At 38.6% G+C, this 19,449-nt stretch carries 21 protein-coding genes; 7 read left to right on the top strand and 14 right to left on the bottom strand.

The window, feature by feature from the left end; all coding sequences use genetic code 11:
* Positions 1-7: 7 nt before the first annotated feature.
* The 6 genes from FIU87_RS16880 to FIU87_RS16905 all read right to left on the bottom strand — a co-directional run bounded on the left by FIU87_RS16880 (position 8) and on the right by FIU87_RS16905 (position 7,076).
* The gene (locus tag FIU87_RS16880; protein ID WP_152445642.1) at positions 8-1,342 is read right to left on the bottom strand and encodes a glycoside hydrolase family 30 protein; all 1,335 of its coding nucleotides are present in this window, start codon (positions 1,340-1,342) and stop codon (positions 8-10) included.
* Between the two features lie 105 nt (positions 1,343-1,447).
* Positions 1,448-2,779 (bottom strand): GH1 family beta-glucosidase, encoded by a 1,332-nt coding sequence (locus FIU87_RS16885; protein ID WP_152445643.1) that lies wholly within the window; start codon positions 2,777-2,779, stop codon positions 1,448-1,450.
* A 43-nt stretch (positions 2,780-2,822) separates the two neighbouring features.
* Positions 2,823-3,653, bottom strand: coding sequence for a carbohydrate ABC transporter permease (locus FIU87_RS16890; RefSeq protein WP_152445644.1), 831 nt, complete (start codon positions 3,651-3,653; stop codon positions 2,823-2,825).
* A gap of 12 nt (positions 3,654-3,665) precedes the next feature.
* A complete protein-coding gene (locus FIU87_RS16895) occupies positions 3,666-4,550 on the bottom strand; it encodes a carbohydrate ABC transporter permease (RefSeq protein WP_152445645.1) in 885 nt (294 codons plus the stop codon).
* Positions 4,551-4,620: 70 nt separating this feature from the next.
* The gene (locus tag FIU87_RS16900; RefSeq protein WP_152445646.1) at positions 4,621-5,931 is read right to left on the bottom strand and encodes an ABC transporter substrate-binding protein; all 1,311 of its coding nucleotides are present in this window, start codon (positions 5,929-5,931) and stop codon (positions 4,621-4,623) included.
* A 125-nt stretch (positions 5,932-6,056) separates the two neighbouring features.
* Positions 6,057-7,076: a LacI family DNA-binding transcriptional regulator gene (locus tag FIU87_RS16905; RefSeq protein ID WP_152445647.1), complete on the bottom strand. Its 1,020-nt coding sequence runs from the start codon at positions 7,074-7,076 to the stop codon at positions 6,057-6,059.
* Positions 7,077-7,294: 218 nt separating this feature from the next.
* Between FIU87_RS16905 and FIU87_RS16910 the strand changes: the two genes are divergently transcribed.
* From FIU87_RS16910 to rodA, 7 genes are all read left to right on the top strand, one after another.
* Positions 7,295-8,161 (top strand): ABC transporter ATP-binding protein, encoded by an 867-nt coding sequence (locus tag FIU87_RS16910; protein ID WP_152445648.1) that lies wholly within the window; start codon positions 7,295-7,297, stop codon positions 8,159-8,161.
* Entirely contained in the window at positions 8,158-10,440 is a 2,283-nt protein-coding gene (locus FIU87_RS16915; RefSeq protein WP_152445649.1) for a hypothetical protein, read from the top strand. Before FIU87_RS16910 ends, FIU87_RS16915 begins: the two co-directional genes overlap by 4 nt.
* A complete protein-coding gene (locus FIU87_RS16920) occupies positions 10,437-11,036 on the top strand; it encodes an RNA polymerase sigma factor (RefSeq protein ID WP_152445650.1) in 600 nt (199 codons plus the stop codon). The genes FIU87_RS16915 and FIU87_RS16920 overlap by 4 nt, the downstream gene beginning before the upstream one ends.
* Positions 10,987-11,805, top strand: coding sequence for a hypothetical protein (locus FIU87_RS16925; protein WP_152445651.1), 819 nt, complete (start codon positions 10,987-10,989; stop codon positions 11,803-11,805). Before FIU87_RS16920 ends, FIU87_RS16925 begins: the two co-directional genes overlap by 50 nt.
* 14 nt (positions 11,806-11,819) lie before the next feature.
* On the top strand, positions 11,820-12,695 hold the full coding sequence (locus tag FIU87_RS16930) for an ABC transporter ATP-binding protein (RefSeq protein WP_152445652.1): 876 nt from the start codon (positions 11,820-11,822) through the stop codon (positions 12,693-12,695).
* Positions 12,696-13,022: 327 nt separating this feature from the next.
* Positions 13,023-14,168: a putative lipid II flippase FtsW gene (gene ftsW / locus FIU87_RS16935; RefSeq protein WP_152445653.1), complete on the top strand. Its 1,146-nt coding sequence runs from the start codon at positions 13,023-13,025 to the stop codon at positions 14,166-14,168.
* Complete coding sequence (gene rodA / locus FIU87_RS16940) at positions 14,144-15,310, top strand: rod shape-determining protein RodA (RefSeq protein ID WP_152445654.1); 1,167 nt, start codon at positions 14,144-14,146, stop codon at positions 15,308-15,310. The genes ftsW and rodA overlap by 25 nt, the downstream gene beginning before the upstream one ends.
* 217 nt (positions 15,311-15,527) lie before the next feature.
* Here the strand turns inward: rodA and FIU87_RS16945 are convergent, their stop codons facing one another.
* From FIU87_RS16945 to gvpO, 8 genes are read right to left on the bottom strand one after another with little or no spacing between them, the layout of a single operon-like run.
* Positions 15,528-15,818 carry a gas vesicle protein gene (locus FIU87_RS16945; RefSeq protein ID WP_152445655.1) on the bottom strand — a complete coding sequence of 97 codons (291 nt, stop codon included), beginning with the start codon at positions 15,816-15,818 and terminating at the stop codon, positions 15,528-15,530.
* Between the two features lie 28 nt (positions 15,819-15,846).
* A complete protein-coding gene (locus FIU87_RS16950) occupies positions 15,847-16,131 on the bottom strand; it encodes a gas vesicle protein K (protein ID WP_152445656.1) in 285 nt (94 codons plus the stop codon).
* Entirely contained in the window at positions 16,092-16,343 is a 252-nt protein-coding gene (locus tag FIU87_RS16955; RefSeq protein WP_152445657.1) for a gas vesicle protein, read from the bottom strand. The genes FIU87_RS16950 and FIU87_RS16955 overlap by 40 nt, the downstream gene beginning before the upstream one ends.
* Positions 16,344-16,357: 14 nt before the next feature.
* Positions 16,358-17,179 (bottom strand): GvpL/GvpF family gas vesicle protein, encoded by an 822-nt coding sequence (locus tag FIU87_RS16960; RefSeq protein WP_152445658.1) that lies wholly within the window; start codon positions 17,177-17,179, stop codon positions 16,358-16,360.
* Positions 17,180-17,191: 12 nt separating this feature from the next.
* Positions 17,192-17,446: a gas vesicle protein GvpG gene (locus tag FIU87_RS16965; protein WP_152445659.1), complete on the bottom strand. Its 255-nt coding sequence runs from the start codon at positions 17,444-17,446 to the stop codon at positions 17,192-17,194.
* A complete protein-coding gene (locus FIU87_RS16970; protein ID WP_152445660.1) occupies positions 17,446-18,204 on the bottom strand; it encodes a GvpL/GvpF family gas vesicle protein in 759 nt (252 codons plus the stop codon). The genes FIU87_RS16965 and FIU87_RS16970 overlap by 1 nt, the downstream gene beginning before the upstream one ends.
* Positions 18,194-19,108, bottom strand: coding sequence for a gas vesicle protein GvpN (gene gvpN / locus FIU87_RS16975; protein ID WP_152445661.1), 915 nt, complete (start codon positions 19,106-19,108; stop codon positions 18,194-18,196). Before gvpN ends, FIU87_RS16970 begins: the two co-directional genes overlap by 11 nt.
* Positions 19,109-19,135: 27 nt before the next feature.
* Positions 19,136-19,396, bottom strand: coding sequence for a gas vesicle protein GvpO (gene gvpO / locus FIU87_RS16980; RefSeq protein ID WP_253905449.1), 261 nt, complete (start codon positions 19,394-19,396; stop codon positions 19,136-19,138).
* Positions 19,397-19,449 lie beyond the last annotated feature (53 nt).

Genomic DNA, 19,449 nt, shown 5'->3' on the forward strand with positions numbered 1-19,449 from the left:
AAAGTAATCAGGTAAACACAACTGTCGTAATGCACCTACCAGGAATAGCTAGATTCATGACATTCCCCTCAAGCTCTAATGAAGTTTCTTTTGCCATTTCTGTTTCATTTAAAAGAACGACCGCAATGCTTTCATCCTCATTTCTAAATGCGACAAGTGATACTTCTTCAAGCTCCGTTTCGTGAGCAATCCTCTTCGCTCCCGGCTTGATGAACTTACTAAAGTGTCCGATATAATAGTACGAACTGTTGAAATGGACATCGTCTTGTTCGGTGTCTACGATGATTGGCGCATCACAGTAATTGCCAACATGATTTGGTCCACCTTGCATGTCTAGTACAAGATTCCAATCTATGAATCCTTCTAACCAGTTGTTCATATCGCCAATGATGTTTCTTGCATAGCGTTCTCCTGTATGCCAAGCTCCAAGCTTAACCCCTCCTTCAATACAGCCTTCTGTGAACAATAAATGCTTGTCTGGAAAAGCCTCATGTACCTTAGAGAGATTTGCAAACTCCTCTGACACATACCAATGGTTGCCTGTCCCCCAAACATATTTAGCCGCCTCAGGGTCGGATAATACTGTTGTCGCCCGCTCCACAATCACATCACGGTTGTGATCCCAAATGATGATTTTTTTATCGCCAAGACCGTTCTTTTCCATAATTGGTCCTAAATAGTTTTTAACAAAATCTCGTTCTTCCTCTGCTGTATAAATGCAGGAGTCCCACACCTGTGTTGCTTCTGGTTCGTTTTGCACCGATATTCCCCAAATCGCAACACCTTTTGCTTCCATTGCCTTTACATATTTCACATAATAATTGGCCCATGCTTCACGGTATTCATCCAGTAATTTACCGCCATTATTCATCTCGTTATTTGTTTTCATCCAAGCCGGAGGACTCCATGGAGATGCCAAAATAGTTATCGTTTCTTGTGCTTCTGACTCTGCAGCTTGTATGAATGGCAGAACATACTTTTGTTCGCGTTCAATGTTGAAGGTTTCCAGATTCACATCTCCTTCTTCCACATATGTATAGTTTCCAAGAGCAAAGTCACTGCTGTGAATAGCGGTACGACCAAGGTTATATCCGAGTCCTGTTTCTTTATTAAAATAAGCATGAATGATGGCGCTTTTATTGGTTTCTGATAGCTGTGACCAGTTATAAGCAGCTGCTTCCGTAAAGGCTCCACCAAATCCAAGCCATTGTTGATATTGTTGATTCGGAAATAGCTTTATAGAGGTGATACTGTTACCTTTGTAATTCCAATCAATATCGCTTACCTGATTCCATGGTCTTCCTGCCTCTTTTTTTGTTTGATAAACCGTCACATTTTTCATAAAATGACCTCCTTTTAATAAGTTCGTGCCTTCATGCACTGAGTTGATGCCCAAACACACCAGGTTCATGCCAATTTCAAAAAAAACCACTCAATACCTGAGTGGTTATATGCTTCTTGAACTAATAATCTCTTGATATCTCTTCGCACTATCTTTCAACATTCTTTCTTGCGTTTCAAAATCCACATACACGATACCAAAGCGCTTGTCGTAGCCAAATGCCCATTCAAAGTTATCAAATAAAGACCACAAGAAATACCCTGCGATATTCATTCCTTCTTCATTTAGCTCAGCGACAGCCGTAATATGCTTTTCAACATAATCTTTACGCTCGTTATCATGCACACAGCCGTCTACTACCACATCATCGTATGCAGCACCATTTTCCGTAATATAGATTGGTAAATCGGTATAGTTCTCTCGAAGACCTCTAATTAATTCCTTGAACTCCTGTGGGGAAATATCCCACCCCATTCCCGTTTTCGGGTAATCAGAGTATGCACCTTTATTGAGCATAGGAGAACTTGCATCGAACTCAACCAATGATCTAGCATAATAATTGATTCCAAAGAAATCACATTCTGTGGAGATGGATTCCAAATCTCCTTCTTGAATGAAATCGAAGTTATGAATCAATTTAGAGAACAAATTAATCATATCCATCGGGTAAGTCCCTTTAAAAATTGGATCCAAGAACCAACGATTTGCATAACCATCAGAGTTGTTACGGGCAATCTGGTCATTGATTGAATTAGTAGGAGCATAGGACGGTGCAAGGTTAAGGGTAATTCCAATCGGTGTGGAAGAACCAAATTTACCTTTTAACAGCTTAACTGCTTCACCATGTGACAGTAGAATATGATGGGCTGCCTTTACTCCTTCTTCAAGGTTTGTATGTCCAGGAGCATGATGTCCTAAGTGGTAGCTTAAAAAGCTTGCACACCATGGTTCATTGTGTGTAATCCAAGAATAGACTAAGTCATCTAACTCTTCATAACACTTCTCGGCAAACTCTAAGAACCATGAAACAGACTCGCGATTTATCCAACCGCCTTGCTCATGTGCCCACATTGGCAAATCCCAATGATATAAGGTCACCATTGGCTTAATGTCTGCATCCAGCAAGCCACGAATCAACTTTTTATAAAAGTCCATACCTTCTTGGTTATAGACGCCTTGCTCAGGGAAAATTCTCGGCCAAGCAATCGATAGACGATAGGAATCTACTCCCAAGCTTTTAATGATGTTAATGTCTTCTTCGTAACGGTGGTAATGATCACAAGCAATATCTCCAGTATCCCCGTTCCAAACCTTCCCTGGTGTTCTAGAGAATGCATCCCAGATGGAGGGAGTACGACCTCCTTCATCGTGTGCTCCTTCAATTTGGTAGGAGGATGTTGCTGTTCCAAATATGAAATCCTTTGAAAATTTTAACATGCCGTTCACCTCTTCTATTTATCTAGTTGTAAAGTGTTGTAACCTATTCTTTTACGGAACCTGCTGAAATACTGCTAATGATGTATTTAGATAGGAACAAGAAGATAATCATGATTGGAACAACGGATATCGCGATTCCTAAATACATAGAACCTAGATTTTCTGCTACTTTTGATCCTCGTAAGAATCCCATCATGACAGGTAGTGTGTATTTTTCAGGACTGAACAGTACTACCAATGGAACGATATAGTTGTTCCATGATCCAATAAAGGTGAAGATTCCCATCGTAGCAACTGCCGGCATCATAATAGGTAATCCTATTTGATGAAAAATTCTTATTTCACTTGCTCCATCCATTCTCGCCGCTTCTAAAAGAGTCGGATGCAAGGTGGAGACAAGAAATTGTCGTAGGAAGAAAACAACGAATGGACTCGCAATAGCCGGAATGATTAATGGAATATAGCTATCCAATGTCCCTAATGTTTTATTCAGGTCATAAAAACCAATTAATCCTAACTGACCTGGTACCATCATTAATATTAAAACGGACACAAATAGAAAATTCTTACCTTTAAAGTTATAGATTGCAAATCCATACGCAGTAAGGGCCGAAAAGTATGAGCTTAATAACGTTACACAAATTGCGATAAATGCACTATTACCAAAGCCTTGCCAAATGTTGACGAAGCTTATTAATCTTTCATAGTTTTCCATAATCGAAGTCCCGGGAAGCATGGTAAATCCTTCACGAAGAATTTCCGAATTGGACCTCGTTGCATTGATAATCATCATATAAAATGGGATAAAGCTAATAATCGCAAGCAATATTAAAAGCCCGTATAGGATGCTTTTGACAAAAATCCTTTTATTCACACTAACTCACTCCTAATCCATGCTTTTGCGGTACATAGCTTTAAATGTTGCAAACGAGAAAATCAACGTAATTAAGAATAATCCGTATGCGACCGCTGCGGCGTATCCATAGTTGTTAAATTTAAAAGCCTGATTATACATATATAACACCATCGTATTTAATGACCCTTGCGGTGCACCCATGCCATCAGTCAAGAGCATAGGAAGTTCGAATATCTGCAATCCGCCTATCAAAGAAGTAATCATAATGTATAACATGATTGGCTTTAATAAAGGCAGAGTAATATGGAATAATGTTTTCCATCGGTTTGCTCCATCAATAAGCGCCGCTTCATAGTAATCCTTTGAGATACCTGAGATACCGGCCATTAAGACGATAAATGTATGACCAAACCACATCCACGCTCCAATAAGAGCAACGGACCATTTTGCTGTAGTAGGATCGTTAAGCCAGTTAATTGGCTGTGAAATCAATCCTAAATCCATTAATAGATGATTCAACGTACCATGATGCCATCCTAGTAAAATACCAAACAACAAAGCTACGGATGCAATGGTAATTAAGTTGGGAAGATAAAGTACTGCTCGGAAGAAACCAAGCCCTTTCATTTTTAGGCGAATATCGGAGAACAAGATGGCAAGCCCCAGTGCTATTAGCATTTGGAAGAAGAAATTGACTCCCCATATATACCATGTATTAAAAAATGCCTGTAAAAAGTAGCTGTCAGTAAGTAGTCTTGTATAGTTAGCTAATCCAATAACTTCAGGCACTCCCATACCTGAGTAATTCGTGAAACTATAATAGAAGGTTAGTATTATTGGATAAATGCTAAATATTCCAAAGACGATGAAAAATGGTAGGATGAACAGATAGCCATAATGATCTTTTTTCTTCAAATCAATCGCCTTCTTTCTTTAAATGATGGGTGGGAGCCAAGTTTTAGCTCCCACCACATCCTTTGTTGCATTATTCAGGTGTTTTTATATCTGGATATGCATTTTTGACTAAACGATAGAATTCTTCGATTGCTTCTTCTTTCGTTTTCGTCCCTTCCACATACTCTCCAACCATGGATCCAAAGAATCCGTCAATCTGTTGGTCATATCTTGTTACTGTACCTGGGTTGATGTTTTGCGCTTCTTCTAGGAAGAACGTGTAGTTGTTTTGTCCTCCTAAGAATGGCTCTGAGAAATCACCTTTAATTTTTTCTGTAACAGGAAGGTAAGAAAGCACATCTCCTGTTTCCGTTGCCCAATCTGTTAAGAATTCTTCATCATGTGTCATCATTTGAACGAATTTCCATGCAAGATCCTTGTTTTCTGAACCTTTATAAATTCCTAACCAAGTTCCGCCCCAGAAATATGGGTTTGGACCATTTGTTACAGCCCAGTCTCCAACTGTATCTTCTGTATTCGTTTTCAACACGCTATGAAGCCCCCAAGTTGGTAGAGCGTATGCAAATACTTCTGTTTGATCCGAACTGTCTTCTTTTACTTCTTCCCAACCTGCATTGTAGTTAATAGGCTCATCCATCGCAGCAAACCATGCAGGAGACCATTCTGGTGCAAATGCGGTTAAGTCTTTATCTCTCAGTTCTTTTGCATAATCGAAGTAGTTGATTCTTCCTTCTGTAAGTACAAGCTCATTATTTTCGTTCACCCAAGGCTGCGGATCTTGACCTTGAGCAAACCAACGTACAGCTCCCTCATCAGGGAATAAACGGTAGCCAGCAGATTTTAACTCTTCTCCGACTTCAAATAAACCATCCATCGTACTCATTCTTTTACCGATTTCAGTAGGATCATCTGTCCCTAGCACTTCTTTTGCAATGCTTCTTCTATAAAAGATTCCACCAGGAGTTGTTTGCCAAGATACAGCTTTAATTTTCCCTTCCGAATCTTTCCCTAAGTCGAATACATAAGGAATATAATCCTCTTCCCAATCTTGGACATTATATGGTTCTTGTGAAAGGTCTTCCCAATAATCTTGCTCTACCCAATCCTTAATGAAAGCAAGTTCTCCTGTAAATACATCCGGAGCACCTTGGCCACTTTCTAAAACTGGACGTAAACGTGTTGGATAATCTTCAATTGGAATAATGGTAAGGTCAACAGTTACTCCATTTTCTTCTTTAAACACATTGATTGGTTCCTGTAGTTCATCTGTAAAAGACCATACTGTCAAATCTGCCTTCTTAGAAGAAGATTTGTCACTGCACGCAGACAAAAGACTAATTGTCAAAACAGCAGTGATAAGAATTAAAAGCTTCTTTTTCACAAAAATACCCCCCTGGTTTTCCTAATGTTAAAATTCACTAAAGCGCTTTCGAAAAAATGGATAAATGAACTAAAGCGCTTTCGTTTTATGGGATAAAAAGAAGACTTTGTTATTCAGTCCCCTTTTCACTCATCCTGGTCAATTGCCTTACAAGATTCTCGAATCATTAGTTGAACGGGAATCGTAATGGCTTTGCTTAATTTTGATTTTTCATTAATTTGGTCAATGAGCATATCTGCAGCGGTAGAACCAAGTTGGTCCATGTCCTGCTTAATAGTGGTTAATGCCGGAGACACGTGTTGAGCGATTTCAATGTCATCAAACCCAATAACAGAAATATCATCTGGGACAGATAAACCATGGCTTTTAATCGCTTTAATTGCTCCAATTGCCATGCTATCTCCAGCTGCATAAACTGCTGTCGGTGGGTCATCAAGGGCAAGCAGTTCATTCATCGCTTTCTGTCCTCCTTCAATGGAAAAGAATTCGCCATTAACGAAATAGGATTTGGGAATGATTAAACTATGCTTTTTGGTTGCCTTAATAAAACCTTTTAATCTTTCAGTTCCTGCATATGTCTCTTGATGCCCATAAATATGAGCAATTTTTCGGTGACCCAATGAATGGAGATAATCGACAGCTAAAACACTTCCATAGCTGTTATCACTGTAAACTACGCTTGTTTTTGAGCTGTGCATGTCTATTATCACTGTAGGAAGCGTGGACTGCATTAGTTTCACTACCTCCGGATCATCAGTCATAGAACAGACAACCACCACTCCATCTACTCCCCTATGTTGGAAATGATCAATGATACTTTTCTTTTCAGTAATAATATTTCTTGAAACAAATAGCATATCGTAACCAAATTGTTCCGCTCGCTGTTTAAAGCTTTCTATGACAGCATTAAAGAATGGATGCTTAATTCCAATTCCAAGTGATTCCATAAATACGACACCTATCGTCCAGGATCGTTTTGTCGTTAAAGACCTTGCGTGTGAATTAGGGTAATACCCCATTTCATCAACTGCAGCAAGAATTTTTTTCTTGGTTTTTTCACTTACATCAGAGTAATTGTTCAATACCTTTGACACTGTTGTTATGGAAAAACCAGTTTTCTTCGCGATATCATAAATAGTAGTCATCTAGTGGTTCCCTCTCTATCGAAAGCGCTTTCGAAACCGATTATATTATATTTTCGAACAAGCGTCAATTGCTTTTTTGTTATATTTGAATTTTCAGTAAAATAAAGTTCCAGAAATAGTTAATTGTTTTTCCTTCATACTTAAACCTTTTCTCCGCTATTTCGTTATAATAGATGAGACTATCATATATTTTAATGCATGTGAAAGAAGGCAAGACAATGATTGAAATAAAAAATCTTTCAAAATTTTATAAGCAGCATCAAGCTCTTCATTCTATCAATCTCACAATTTCAAATGGAATTTACGGTTTGTTAGGTCCAAATGGTGCTGGTAAATCCACGTTAATGAGAGTGTTGGCGACATTAATGAGGCCTACCTCAGGAGATGTTGTGATAGATTCTTATTCCATTCATACAAGCCCTGAGAAGGTACGACAATTCATTGGCTACTTGCCTCAGCACTTTCATGTGTATCCGCAGCTAACGCCGATTGAAATTCTCGACTTCGTTGCGGTTATGAAAGGAATTACTAACAAAAAAGAGCGCAAAGAACACATACACCATTGGTTACATGAAGTAAATTTAACACACAAAGCAAAGGATAAATTAAAGACCTTTTCTCATGGAATGAAGCAACGGGTAGGGATTGCGCAAGCATTTATCGGAAACCCCAAGCTTATTATATTAGATGAGCCTACCGTCGGATTAGATCCTGAAGAGAGATTACGTTTTCGAAACCTCCTTTCTAAGGAGGGAATAAACAAAAGCATCCTTCTTTCCACTCACGTTGTGACAGATATTGAAAGCAGCTGTTATGATATTGCGGTCCTTAAAAATGGCAGGCTGCTTATGGATTCTACAATAGATGACCTAAAAGAAATCGCATGCAGCAAAGTTTGGGAAGGAGTGGTTGCTCCTATATTTTTAGACTCCTTTTCAGATGGAACGATTCTAGGATCAGAATATAGAGGAGACAAGGTGTATGCGAGAATTTTGGCAGATGAAAAGCCGTTTTTTGGAGCAAGCCTTATTCAACCTACACTTGAAGATGGATACCTCGCTTTAATAGGAGGTGTGGAACGTTGAAATTTGTAAGACAGCTTCAATTTGAGGGAATGTTTATATTAAAAAACTGGTTTTTCCTCCTTGCTCCAATCCTTTATTTCTTAGGAATGGTTCTCTGGTTTCATAACCAGCAGCAGCTTCAATCTAGTTATCTTGGACAATATTCACATGATTATTATTCCACTGTAAAAGGATTCTTAGGCATCGGCCACACCTTATCCCTTGGGGTCATTTTTCTAGCTAGTGTTCTCGCTATCAGACGGGAAAAACAAACCATTTTGTTAGATTGGACCAATTCGCTACCTAACTCTTTTTTGGGAATCATTCTTGCGAAATATGCCGCTTTGTTTTTCTACAGCTGCACATATTCCCTTCTCTTCTTCTTTACTTATTTATTGGTAGGAAGTGGTAACGAACTATCCTTATCTTATTTGTTGGAGCTCGGTTTTCCATTGTTCATTCAAAGCCAGCTTTCATATGGAATTACAATCTCGTTAGGAATGGTCCTTGCCGTATTGATTCCTAATAGAATTGTTTACATTATCGTCTTTTGTGCTTGGATGTTTGGAACATTTTTTATGGAAGGCTTCATTATTCAGCGATATCATTTATATTTTTTAAAGACCTTTCATTTAAATCAATTCTTTCTTGAAAGCACTCATTCTGATACATGGGGATTTCGATTAGGAAAGCAAGAATGGCTGTATTCACAAGTCTTTGTTTTCTTCTTCAGCTTATTGTTATTAGCCATCTCCATTATTAAATCTTCCACCGATAGATTAACTTCTTTCAGAAATAAAAAATGGCTGCTCTTTTCCATCGTAGTAGTGGTGACGATTGCATCCTTTACTCCATACGGAACGCTCTGGTCAAAGAGAATCGCAAATTACGAACAGCTAAAGGCTGGAGCAGTCAATCGATATGATCAAACGAACAATGAGTTGGTAGAGACGATGCAAGATTTCTATGAGATAAATAGCTATCATATGGAAGTGGTACGAGAAGGAAATTCAGATTTCTCTGTTCAAGCTCAACTGCTAATTCCAGAAAATCAATACAAAGATATTCACTTCACACTTTATCCTACCTTCCAAATAGAAAAGATAACGTGGAATGGAGAGGAAGTATTCTATGAAAGAGATCACCATTTAATCATCATGCAAGAGCTTAAACAACAAGAGCTGAATAAGCTGGAAGTAACCTATAGCGGGAGTTTAAATGAATGGGGATATTTATTTTATAACGAAGGTAATTTTGCCTTTTTGCATGAGAAGGATATGTATTTTCCGTATTATATTGGATGGTATCCACTTCCAGGGGATTTCCCTATTTATGTCATTGATAATTCCCTAAAGAATTCTTATATTCAATCTATCCTCTACGACAGACCCTTAGAGTTAAATCAAAAGCTTTCAGAGTCGGACTTTTTTGTAAAGCTAGTAAACTTTGAACATCCTGTTTTTAGTACAGGGAAGAAGGAAAACGCAATAGACGGTTCTCAGCAATTTTCTAGTATCAATGCTAAAGGTATATCCTTTCTTTCTGATAAAAATGTAATAGAAACCAAGGAAGCCTTTCCTCTTTCCATCATTGCCACACCTGCTAATGCAGAGAAATTGAAAGAGGAGTTAAGGGATTTAGAGGGGACCTTTTCCTATCTTTCTACCTGGTTAGATGAGCCCATAGAACCTACCTTTAAGCTGGCTTATTTGCCTTCCCTTGAATGGATTGGGATAGATAGCTATTATATGAACCGGTTCGATCAAATACTGTTACTAGAAGACAACTTGAAATCGTCTGTACAAAAAAATGATGGAGAGATAGTAGAAAATACCTATAACCAAATACAAGGGCAATTGATTACAAATGTATTATTTAATCAAGGTTACTATTACTCGTATTGGTATGATGAAGAAGATGTGTCAAGAGGGATACAGGAAGCTTATTTGCTGGTTTTATATAAGGATTTCCTCGGCTATGAATGGGAAGATTTTGATGAATTCAATGGATCTTATTTCAATGCAATTTCCATGATAGGACGTATCAATTGGTTGTCAGACAGAGAAGGAACGAACGAATTAGAAAAATTAGAGTTTCTTAGAAATGAGTTTACCATGGAAAAAAGCTATGACGTCGTGCTTATGATTGCTGTAGAGATAGAAAAAGGGAATCTCCAAAAAATAAAGACGTTGCTTAAACATGTGTACCATGACATGAGGATTAAAGGAAAAGAAAAAATCACATACGACGAATGGATGCATTATTGGAATAGCTCGTTTGAAAGTGGGGGAATGCGTTGATAAGTGATGAAAAACTATTGGAGCAAATGGCAAAAGGAGACCAGGCCGCCTTTGAAGCCTTTGTTCACAGGTATCATGTTCCGATACACCAATATGTCGAAAGAATGTTAAAGGATACAAAAAAAGCAGAAGACGTTGTACAGGAAACCTTCATTCGTTTATTAAATCAGCTTAAAAACAAACAGGTTCCAAGCTATCCAAAAGCATGGTTATATCGGGTAGCATCCAATCTCTGCAAGGATTACTGGAGAAGTGCACAATATCGTTCAGAGGATACCGCCAAAGAAGAAATGCCTGTAACGGTAGACCCTAAATCTTCCGTAATAGAAATATATGAAAAACAAGAAACGAGAAAAGAAATTATGTCTTCCTTAAAGCATCTCTCACAGCCGCAACAACAAATTGTGTTGCTTCGATTCTACCAAGATATGAAACTAAAAGAAATTGCAGAAATAATGGCGTTACCGTTGGGTACGGTAAAATCAAACCTGTTTCATGCATTGAAAAAGCTCAAAGGGGTACTAGAGGATAAGGAGGCGAACGTAAATGAAGAACCAACACAACCAAGAACAAGAACTATATCAGCTGGAAGATGAATTAAAAGAAGCATTCTCCTCTTATGTAGTGAAAGCACCTTCAAGCCAAGACACAAAAAATCTGTTGGCAACATTGCAGCCTGCTTTTGATCAAATAAATTTTCATCCTGTTGAAGAATTTAAACACGAGTCTGTGCAACGACCAAGCTTTCTTTCTCAGCTTAAAGCGCAAGTTTCTTTCTATCAGTGGCATTTCTGGGTAGCAAGCACGTTTATCTTTGTCATGTTGACACTTCTTACATCGAATAGACAGTTCTCTGACGCTACGGTATTCTTCCAAATTACTATTCCGCTATCCGTTCTGGTTGGTGTATTTTATACGTATCAAACTTGGAACAAACAAATGCGGACCATAGAGAGTATCACGCCATTCCCACCAGCTTTGTTGCTACTAAGCAGAATGATGATTATCTTTGCCATGAACATCATTTTGGGAATAAAAAGCTCTGTTTATTTACATTTTACAACGATAAGTCATTTTGAACTATTTCCGTTCCTTTTGCATTGGATTGCACCCTGCATGTTAATTTATGGCCTTATTGCCTATATGATGATGCGTAAAGGCGTAAAGTTTGGACTTGGAATTGGGATAACAGCTTGGGTTGGGTTTATGGCCGCTGGCTCCATTTATCAAGGATTTTATTATCGTTTTTTTACCCTGCAAAGTCAGGACATTGTGGCTATTCAAGGTGCTTTTATCATAACCGGTATTCTCTTGCTTTACATGTCCTATAAAAAAAGCTTAAGCATTCAAACTATGTTTCGATAATTGAGGCGAATAAAATGATTAGCGCTCAAGACATTCAGTGGAAGTATAAGAAATTTGCTCTTACAATTGAAGAATTAACCATTCATAAAGGTATAAATGTTCTCGTTGGCAATAATGGGTCCGGGAAATCCACCCTGTTAAGCTTGTTAGCAACGGCAATCAGACCGACGCATGGAGAAATTCAATATGATGACGATACGATGGATTCAAATCTTGTCGCTGTTCGAAGTAAAATTGGCTATGTTCCAACAGGAGTAGAGCTCTATCCCGACTTTACTCCTTTAAAGCTATTACTCTATCTGTCTCAGTTAAAGGGACTTCCTAAAGATTTCTCAAACCGACAAATAGAAGAGCTCCTAGCTACTTTTCATCTGCAAGATGTAAAAAAAACTAAAATTAAAAAGCTCTCGCAAGGAATGCAACAGCGTTTAGCCCTAGCTCAGGCCTTTTTAGGCGCACCTGAATACGTTTTTTTAGATGAGCCCCTAAACTACTTGGATATTCATGAAAGAAAAAGTCTGCTAAACTACGTAACCAAAATTGCCTCCCGTACTACCATTGTTGTTGCTGCTCACGAGCTCAACGAATGGGAATCCATCTGCCATTCTGTTATTTGGATGAACGAGGGCAAGCTTCTCTACACTGGAAGCAAAACGATGTGGAAGCACAATCTACCATTATCCATTTGGAGTGGAGAAGTGGAGGATAGTATGTATAACAGTTTTATGGAAAACTATTTGATTGTCTATGCTGCTCGAATAAAAAACAAACTTTTTGTCCGGTGTGCTAGTAAAACGAAGCCCGCTCCTCACTTTAAAGCAACTCCACCAACCATGGAAGATGCGTTTTTTATTAGAAAGTATATAGAAAAAGAAGCTACGCTTAGTTAGCTTCTTTTTTTGCTTGGCGTCATCAGAATTTCATATATTCTCAATTTCATTGTAATGGTGTTGTATTGTATAATTAGATTGGGAGATTCTTTTTAAAAGGCTGTTTACGCAAACTTTGTTGCTACTGCGTATCGTTTAGCAACACGTAATCAACGTTGCTGTCGTGCTCTTTTCGTGGAGGGAATTTTAACTATGTGGCAACTTTCCTTTGAATAATGACTGAAAAAAGTCTAAAAGACGACTTTTTCTTAGTTTTTAGCAACAATCTTTTAGAAAAGAGCTTTTTAAAAACGCTGCGCTATATTCAAGTAATAAGGAGTATCGACAATGATTACAAAATTGAGAAGATTCGACTGGATATTAATAGCAGCCATCGTTCTGCTATGCATATACGGGTTGATTATGGTTTATAGTGCAGGCATGCTTTTAGGCTATGAACGATACGATAATTATGCATATTTTTATGATAGACAAAAAAATTGGTTGTTAATTGGCATACCAGTTTTCCTTGCTGCCATCATCTTTAATTACAAGATCTATGATAAAGCTACGCCATTAATGGTAGGGGTTAGTATTCTTTCTTTAATCGCTGTTTTAATTTTTGGAGTTAAAATCAATGGTGCTAGAAGTTGGTTTGACGTAGGATTTAGTATTCAACCATCTGAAATTGCCAAATTGGTTATGATTATTTATTTTGCTAGGGTTTATGCTAGGAAACAACCCTATATTCATCAATTTAAAAAAGGGGTAATGCCTCCGCTAGCTGTGTTATTTGTTGTTTTTTCATTGATCTATTTCCAACCTGACTTGGGAACGGGATCCACCATCCTGATGGCATGCGGGATGATTCTGGTTTGTTCGGGAGCAAGATGGAAGCATATATTCATGCTTGGCACATTAGCAGTTGGAGCTATTTTATTTTTAGCAACCACAGCAACCTACCGTTTACAACGACTCACCTCCTTTGTCGATCCATTTGGAAATGCATCAGATACAGGATTTCAGCTTGTAGAATCTTTCATTGCCATTGGAGATGCAGGTGTATTTGGAAGAGGACTTGGTAACGGGATACATAAGCTTGGTTATTTACCTGAGGCACATACAGATTTTATCCTTGCAGTCATTTCAGAAGAACTAGGGATTTTTGGTGTGGCCTTTCTCTTTCTACTTTACTTAATTGTTCTTGTCAGAGGTGTTAGAATTGGAGTAGCGATAAAGGACCCTTTTGGAAAGTTGCTTGCATTTGGGATCACGTTTCAAATAGCAAGTCAGGCATTCTTTAATGCTGGTGCTGTTAGCGGGCTCTTACCTATTACTGGAATCACCTTACCATTTATCAGTTACGGGGGATCATCCCTTCTTATCACTATTTATGCAGCAGGAATTCTTGTCCACTTATCGAAACATGCCACCATGGCGCGAGATGCTAGAGAGGAGACAGAATCATCATGGGGACAGAAACTAACAAGCTAGCGTATAATCGAATTGATTATACGCTGCTGTTTTTGCTTTTTTTATTATTCATCATTAGCTTGTTTGCCGTTTATAGCGCTTCAGGGCAATACTTTGCTGATGATCCTTACTACTTTGTGAAACGCCAAATTGTTTGGTATATCATCGGGATAGGCATTATGTTTGCCGTCATGTTCTTTGACTATGAGCTTTTAGAGAATTTTGCATTACCCTTCTATTCGTTAGGGATTATTCTCCTTCTCGCTGTTCATTTTGCTGGAACAGTAAGAAATGGGTCCCAACGCTGGATTAACCTTGGGGGGTTTTTACTGCAGCCTTCGGAATTTATGAAAATATTTTTACTCATTGCATTAGCAGGTGTCATCTATAAATGGACGAAAGAAAAGCATGAATTAGACACCGTAACGCCCTTAAGTGTAGTCGTTAAAATCATTCTTTATTCTCTTCCACCATTTGCTTTGATCTTACTGCAGCCTGACCTTGGTACGGCGTTAGTAATCGGAGCGGTTATGGTTACCATGCTTTTTATTAGCGGTGCTTCCTGGCGGGTACTTTCCTTGTTTGCAGGCACTGCCATAGCAGGTTTGATGTCACTAGTTTACTTACATAATAACCATTTTGAGCTCTTTTCCAAGTTCATTAAGCCTCACCAGTTAGAGCGTATCTACGGGTGGCTTAGTAGGGAGGAGTATGCATCCTCCTATGGATTCCAGTTGACAGAAGCATTAAAAGGGATTGGTAGTGGACAGGTGTCTGGGCGAGGGTTTTTGGATGGCGTACAATCACAGAGCGGCCGTATTCCAGAGGTACAAACTGACTTTATTTTCGCCCTGATAGGAGAAGAGTTTGGATTTATTGGAGCGACGATCGTTATCTCCATCTACTTTATCTTAGTTTATCGTTTGGTGATGATCGCCATAAGCTGCGATAACCCGTTTGGAACTTATATCGTAACAGGAGTTATTGGTTTACTTTCCTTTCAAATTTTCCAAAATATCGCCATGACCATTGGACTTATGCCAATTACAGGTCTTGCACTCCCATTTATGAGCTATGGAGGAAGTGCATTACTGACCAATATGATTGCCATGGGCATGGTAATGAGTGTAAAGTTCCGGACAAAACAATATATGTTTAAATAAGGGTTTTGTTAGAGCTGAATATTTAATAGCTGGTGATTTTTAGCTGGTGATTGGAGCAAAAGACGGAGACTCCCGCGCGAATGAAGCGATTGACAGGAGAGCCCACAGGCGAAGCCGAGGACGCGGAGCCACTTTCGCGGAAACAACAGCGTAGTTTAACTGAGCAAAATAAAAAGGCATTTCATCTTAGGTTCATAGCGGATGAAATGCCTTTTAGTTATTCCAGACGTTTTTCCAATTGATTGATTCGTTCCAACAGCTTCTCATTCTGTGCTTGTAACTCATGATTCACTCCTTTAGAAGAAAAATAAGGATCCGTTTCCCACCAGTCCATCCCGATTTCCTTCGCTTTATCAACAGATGCGACAAGCAAGCGAATTTTAATAGTTAAAAGCTCGACATCTGCTAGACCAATTTTGATATCACCAGCAATAACGACACCTTTATCAAGGATTTTTTCTAGTACTTCTACAAGATTACTGGCATTTGACGGTGTTTGCATTGTCATACGTAACACTCCTTCTTAAAAGCACAACTTATAGTAAATTCCCCAGTGGTCCAAGATTAATGTTTAAGTCTTCATCATCTAGATCAAAGATTTCTTTTAAATCTTCCATTTTTAATTCTAGGTTCATGAGTGCTGTACCAAGTCTTTCAATTTCTTCGTCCGTTAGCGTACCACTCTCTACCCTTCTAAGGGCATGTCGTTCAATTAGCTGACGTAAAAGCTCTATTACTGTTAGAACTAATTGTGAGAGACCCTGCTCGACATTATCAGGATCTAGTTGTATTCGCCCACTTTTTTGTGGCTGGTGTTCCATGGCTTTTCCTCCTCTATAGGTTTTCGCGTAGTGGTTTGCATCATTTTATCGACAGAGGTAATGAGTAACCGCAAATCTAAATACACTAAATCAATATCAGCTATGGAGATGATCAGTTCTCCTCTTAATACCACTCCTTTATCCAAGATGACATCTAATATATCCAATAGGGAGACATCCTGATTGGGATCTGCTCCATAGGTTGACGGCATATGCTCCCTACCTCCTAAAGGTTTGCAAAGTGATAGCATGGCCACGGTCCGGACCATTCGATGGTGAAACCTGCATTTTTATAAGATTGCTGCATTTCCTCTAGCCTGCTTGTGAATTCCTCTCTGCCTTCGGTACTGATGAGATAAACAGCATTCCAATTCATATCTTGTTTTTTCCCTGTCATATCTTGAGTCCAATTTTTCTTTATTTCTGCTTGCGCACTAAGGTTTTTCAATTGATCATGTATGCTTTCACACTTGCTTCTTTTCAACATTATGACTTCTTCGTCCATTAATTTTTGTAGTTTCTTTTTCTCAAAAAACTGTCTACCAGGTGTTAGCGTCTGTAAAGCAGCCTCTTGCTCTTTAATGATAGAGGATTGTTCTGCTACTTCTTTTCTGAGCGCTTCTTCCTCACAAAAGATTTTGATATTCCATTCTTCCTTTCTAGCAACCTTTTGAAACACAGCTTGCAGTCTTTCCTTCTCCTGTTCTATCACATCTGTTAAGTTATCGATCGTTTTGTAGATGGTACAAAACTTCAAGGGAATGACGGTATAATGCTGGTGCAGCTGATTAATTGTTTCATGGTGATGAAATGCCTTCTCTTCTAACCACTTCATATCATTTTTCACTTTTTCCTCAATCTTTTGCTCGGAAAACTCATTCTCATCAATCTCACAAATGAGTGCTGTTACTTCAGCTATTTTAAACGTGAAAATTTCATGATGGTTATCGATTCCAACCAATGATTCAAGCGGCTTTGTCTCCAATTCTTTGGAGGGAACTAAACCGTATAAATAAAACAAGGAATGCATCGTTTTTGTTGTGTTCATGGTACTATCCCCCTAGCGATCTCTCTTTAAATCCTCGAAAAGCTTTTGCTCTCGTCTTTTTGCAAATTCGTATCGTTGTAGCAGCTCTGCCTCTTTTACGTTATATTCTTCCTCTGATATCTCATTCATCTCTGAGAGCATTTCCAGTTGTACTAATTGTCTTTGAATATGGTCAACATCGTAAATTTCTTTGTCCACTTCATCCTTTATTTTCTCCCCGAGCTTGACTACCATTCCAAGCGGCGCCGTAAATAGTTTGTGTAGCATTATGCTTCCATCGCCTTTAATTTGATGTCGATGAAGTTATAGGCTGGCCATGGTCCTGAATATTTAAACTCTAATTTCTCTTGCCACTGTTGATAAATTTGATTTACAAGTTCATCAAATTCCTCTTCTTTGTCTCGGTCTATTAAGAAGCTCGCATTGATGAGCATTCTTCCACCAATCGTTTCGTTTTGCTTGGCTGATTCTGCCTTTTCTGCAAGCGGAAGAAAGATTTCCTGCATGCAAACCTGCATTTTTTCCTTCATAAATTTTTGTGCATATTCGCCAAGCTCAATGCGATCATAATACGAAGCTGCCTCTGATTTACCACTGACTTTCTCCTTAAGCTTCATAGCCTTCTGGTTTTTGTTCATCTCTGTTTTTAGCCAATCCTCGTCACCAATTACTTTGAGACCAACTTCAATTTTGTTTTCTACTTTTTGATAGATTTTTTTCAGGTCTGGGTAGAGGGATTTCATAAGGAATTCAATATCTGCTTCTGTTTCGAACACATTCCCAAAGCTCATCGGAATGACGGTCGTTTTTTCCATCAGATTAGACACCACGTTTTGATGGACAAGGAGATTTTCTTTTTTCGGATGATATATTTTCATCGGTGCCTTCGTGACAATCATGGAGAACTCCTGATAATTAAAGACTTCTAAAGCAGTTTTTCTTCCTTCTAGCTCCACCTCTCCAAGCTCTAAGTTCTCATGGTTTGCAATCACACAAAATGTATAATAGCCTAAGTTATTTTCCATTTGCACTACCTCCAAAAGCTTTCTTGAACTCCTGTGTAATCAGGGACATTGTCCGAGATCTTTCCTTGTATTCAAGTCCTTTATGAACTGGGTGTAACAAAACATCCATACAAAGCTGCTTAAAGTTTTCATCTTTTGATGAAAGAGTAAATTCTTTTTGTTTTAAAATGGTCGCAATCATAATTGCTGCACGAATACCTGGCGCTTGTTTCCCTTTGCTTAAGCATTTGTCCCTAAGTGCAGACACAAATTGAATAATCTTCTTGGCATCATCGGCAGATAAACCGGTTTGTTCTACCACTATTTCGGTTTCCATTTCCTTTTCCATATAATCCAGTTCTATTGTGATCATTCTGTCCATTAAGGCATCTTGCGTTTTATGGACACCAGCATATTCTGCTGGATTACTTGTAAAAATAATCGAAAAGTCCTCATGTACCTTTACCCATTTTTCATCATGCTTTGATCCATATAGCGGAAGCACTCCTTCTTCCATTACTGCCAAAAACAGATTATTTGTTTCTGGTTTTGATCGAGTAAATTCATCATAAATTAAGGTATAACCATTTTTCACTGCATCTAGGAGTAGCCCTTCTTGAAAGGATTCCTTCATCGTTTCTTCCTTTTTCATGACAGAACGAATATAGTTATCTACTAAAAGCTTCTTTGTGTAGCCGTTAAAGTCCCCTAGAAGATCTGCATTCGATAACTCTTCGTGTCCTTGTAAGAAAACGATTGGCCTGCCTAAGCTCTTCGCAACATGAAAAGCGGTAGATGTTTTTCCTACACCAGTTGGACCCGTAAAATGTACCGAAAACCCGTTATGAAGATAGTCCAGCGTCCGGTCTGTAAGCTCCTCTATCTTCTTGTGTGAAACCAGTTCTTTTTCTAGCTGGATCTCCATGCTTTCAACCTCCAATGTCAAGGGCCCTTACTCATTGTTACAATCAATCGAGCTTCTAGAGCGCAAGCTTTTTCTCGTATACGATTCTAATTCCATCTCTTTATTAATTTTCGCATGGTATACACCAATCATTTGGTCCTTTGCGTATGCTTTCATGTATTCTTTTTCTTCAATGACCTCCACTTCTACATCCCAGCCCTGTTCTGTGGGCTGTACACCCGTTATCTTGTATGGAGGCTTTACGTACTCTGTGAAGAACTCTGTCACTTCCTTTAATACCTTCTTCATGCTCACTATGATCCCATCCTTTTAAAAAGGCTCTTTTCTAAAGATTGTTGCTA

This window comes from Bacillus sp. THAF10 (genome assembly GCF_009363695.1).
Classification (GTDB): Bacteria; Bacillota; Bacilli; order Bacillales; family Bacillaceae_I; genus Sutcliffiella_A.

Coding starts and splice junctions, on each gene's coding strand:
- FIU87_RS16880 (WP_152445642.1), bottom strand. CDS start 1,342: ATGAAAAATGTGACGGTTTATCAAACAAAAAAAGAGGCAGGAAGACCA.
- FIU87_RS16885 (WP_152445643.1), bottom strand. CDS start 2,779: ATGTTAAAATTTTCAAAGGATTTCATATTTGGAACAGCAACATCCTCC.
- FIU87_RS16905 (WP_152445647.1), bottom strand. CDS start 7,076: ATGACTACTATTTATGATATCGCGAAGAAAACTGGTTTTTCCATAACA.
- FIU87_RS16910 (WP_152445648.1), top strand. CDS start 7,295: ATGATTGAAATAAAAAATCTTTCAAAATTTTATAAGCAGCATCAAGCT.
- FIU87_RS16925 (WP_152445651.1), top strand. CDS start 10,987: ATGAAGAACCAACACAACCAAGAACAAGAACTATATCAGCTGGAAGAT.
- FIU87_RS16930 (WP_152445652.1), top strand. CDS start 11,820: ATGATTAGCGCTCAAGACATTCAGTGGAAGTATAAGAAATTTGCTCTT.
- ftsW (WP_152445653.1), top strand. CDS start 13,023: ATGATTACAAAATTGAGAAGATTCGACTGGATATTAATAGCAGCCATC.
- rodA (WP_152445654.1), top strand. CDS start 14,144: ATGGGGACAGAAACTAACAAGCTAGCGTATAATCGAATTGATTATACG.
- FIU87_RS16945 (WP_152445655.1), bottom strand. CDS start 15,818: ATGACAATGCAAACACCGTCAAATGCCAGTAATCTTGTAGAAGTACTA.
- FIU87_RS16950 (WP_152445656.1), bottom strand. CDS start 16,131: ATGGAACACCAGCCACAAAAAAGTGGGCGAATACAACTAGATCCTGAT.
- FIU87_RS16955 (WP_152445657.1), bottom strand. CDS start 16,343: ATGCCGTCAACCTATGGAGCAGATCCCAATCAGGATGTCTCCCTATTG.
- FIU87_RS16960 (WP_152445658.1), bottom strand. CDS start 17,179: ATGAACACAACAAAAACGATGCATTCCTTGTTTTATTTATACGGTTTA.
- FIU87_RS16965 (WP_152445659.1), bottom strand. CDS start 17,446: ATGCTACACAAACTATTTACGGCGCCGCTTGGAATGGTAGTCAAGCTC.
- FIU87_RS16970 (WP_152445660.1), bottom strand. CDS start 18,204: ATGGAAAATAACTTAGGCTATTATACATTTTGTGTGATTGCAAACCAT.
- gvpN (WP_152445661.1), bottom strand. CDS start 19,108: ATGGAGATCCAGCTAGAAAAAGAACTGGTTTCACACAAGAAGATAGAG.
- gvpO (WP_253905449.1), bottom strand. CDS start 19,396: ATGAAGAAGGTATTAAAGGAAGTGACAGAGTTCTTCACAGAGTACGTA.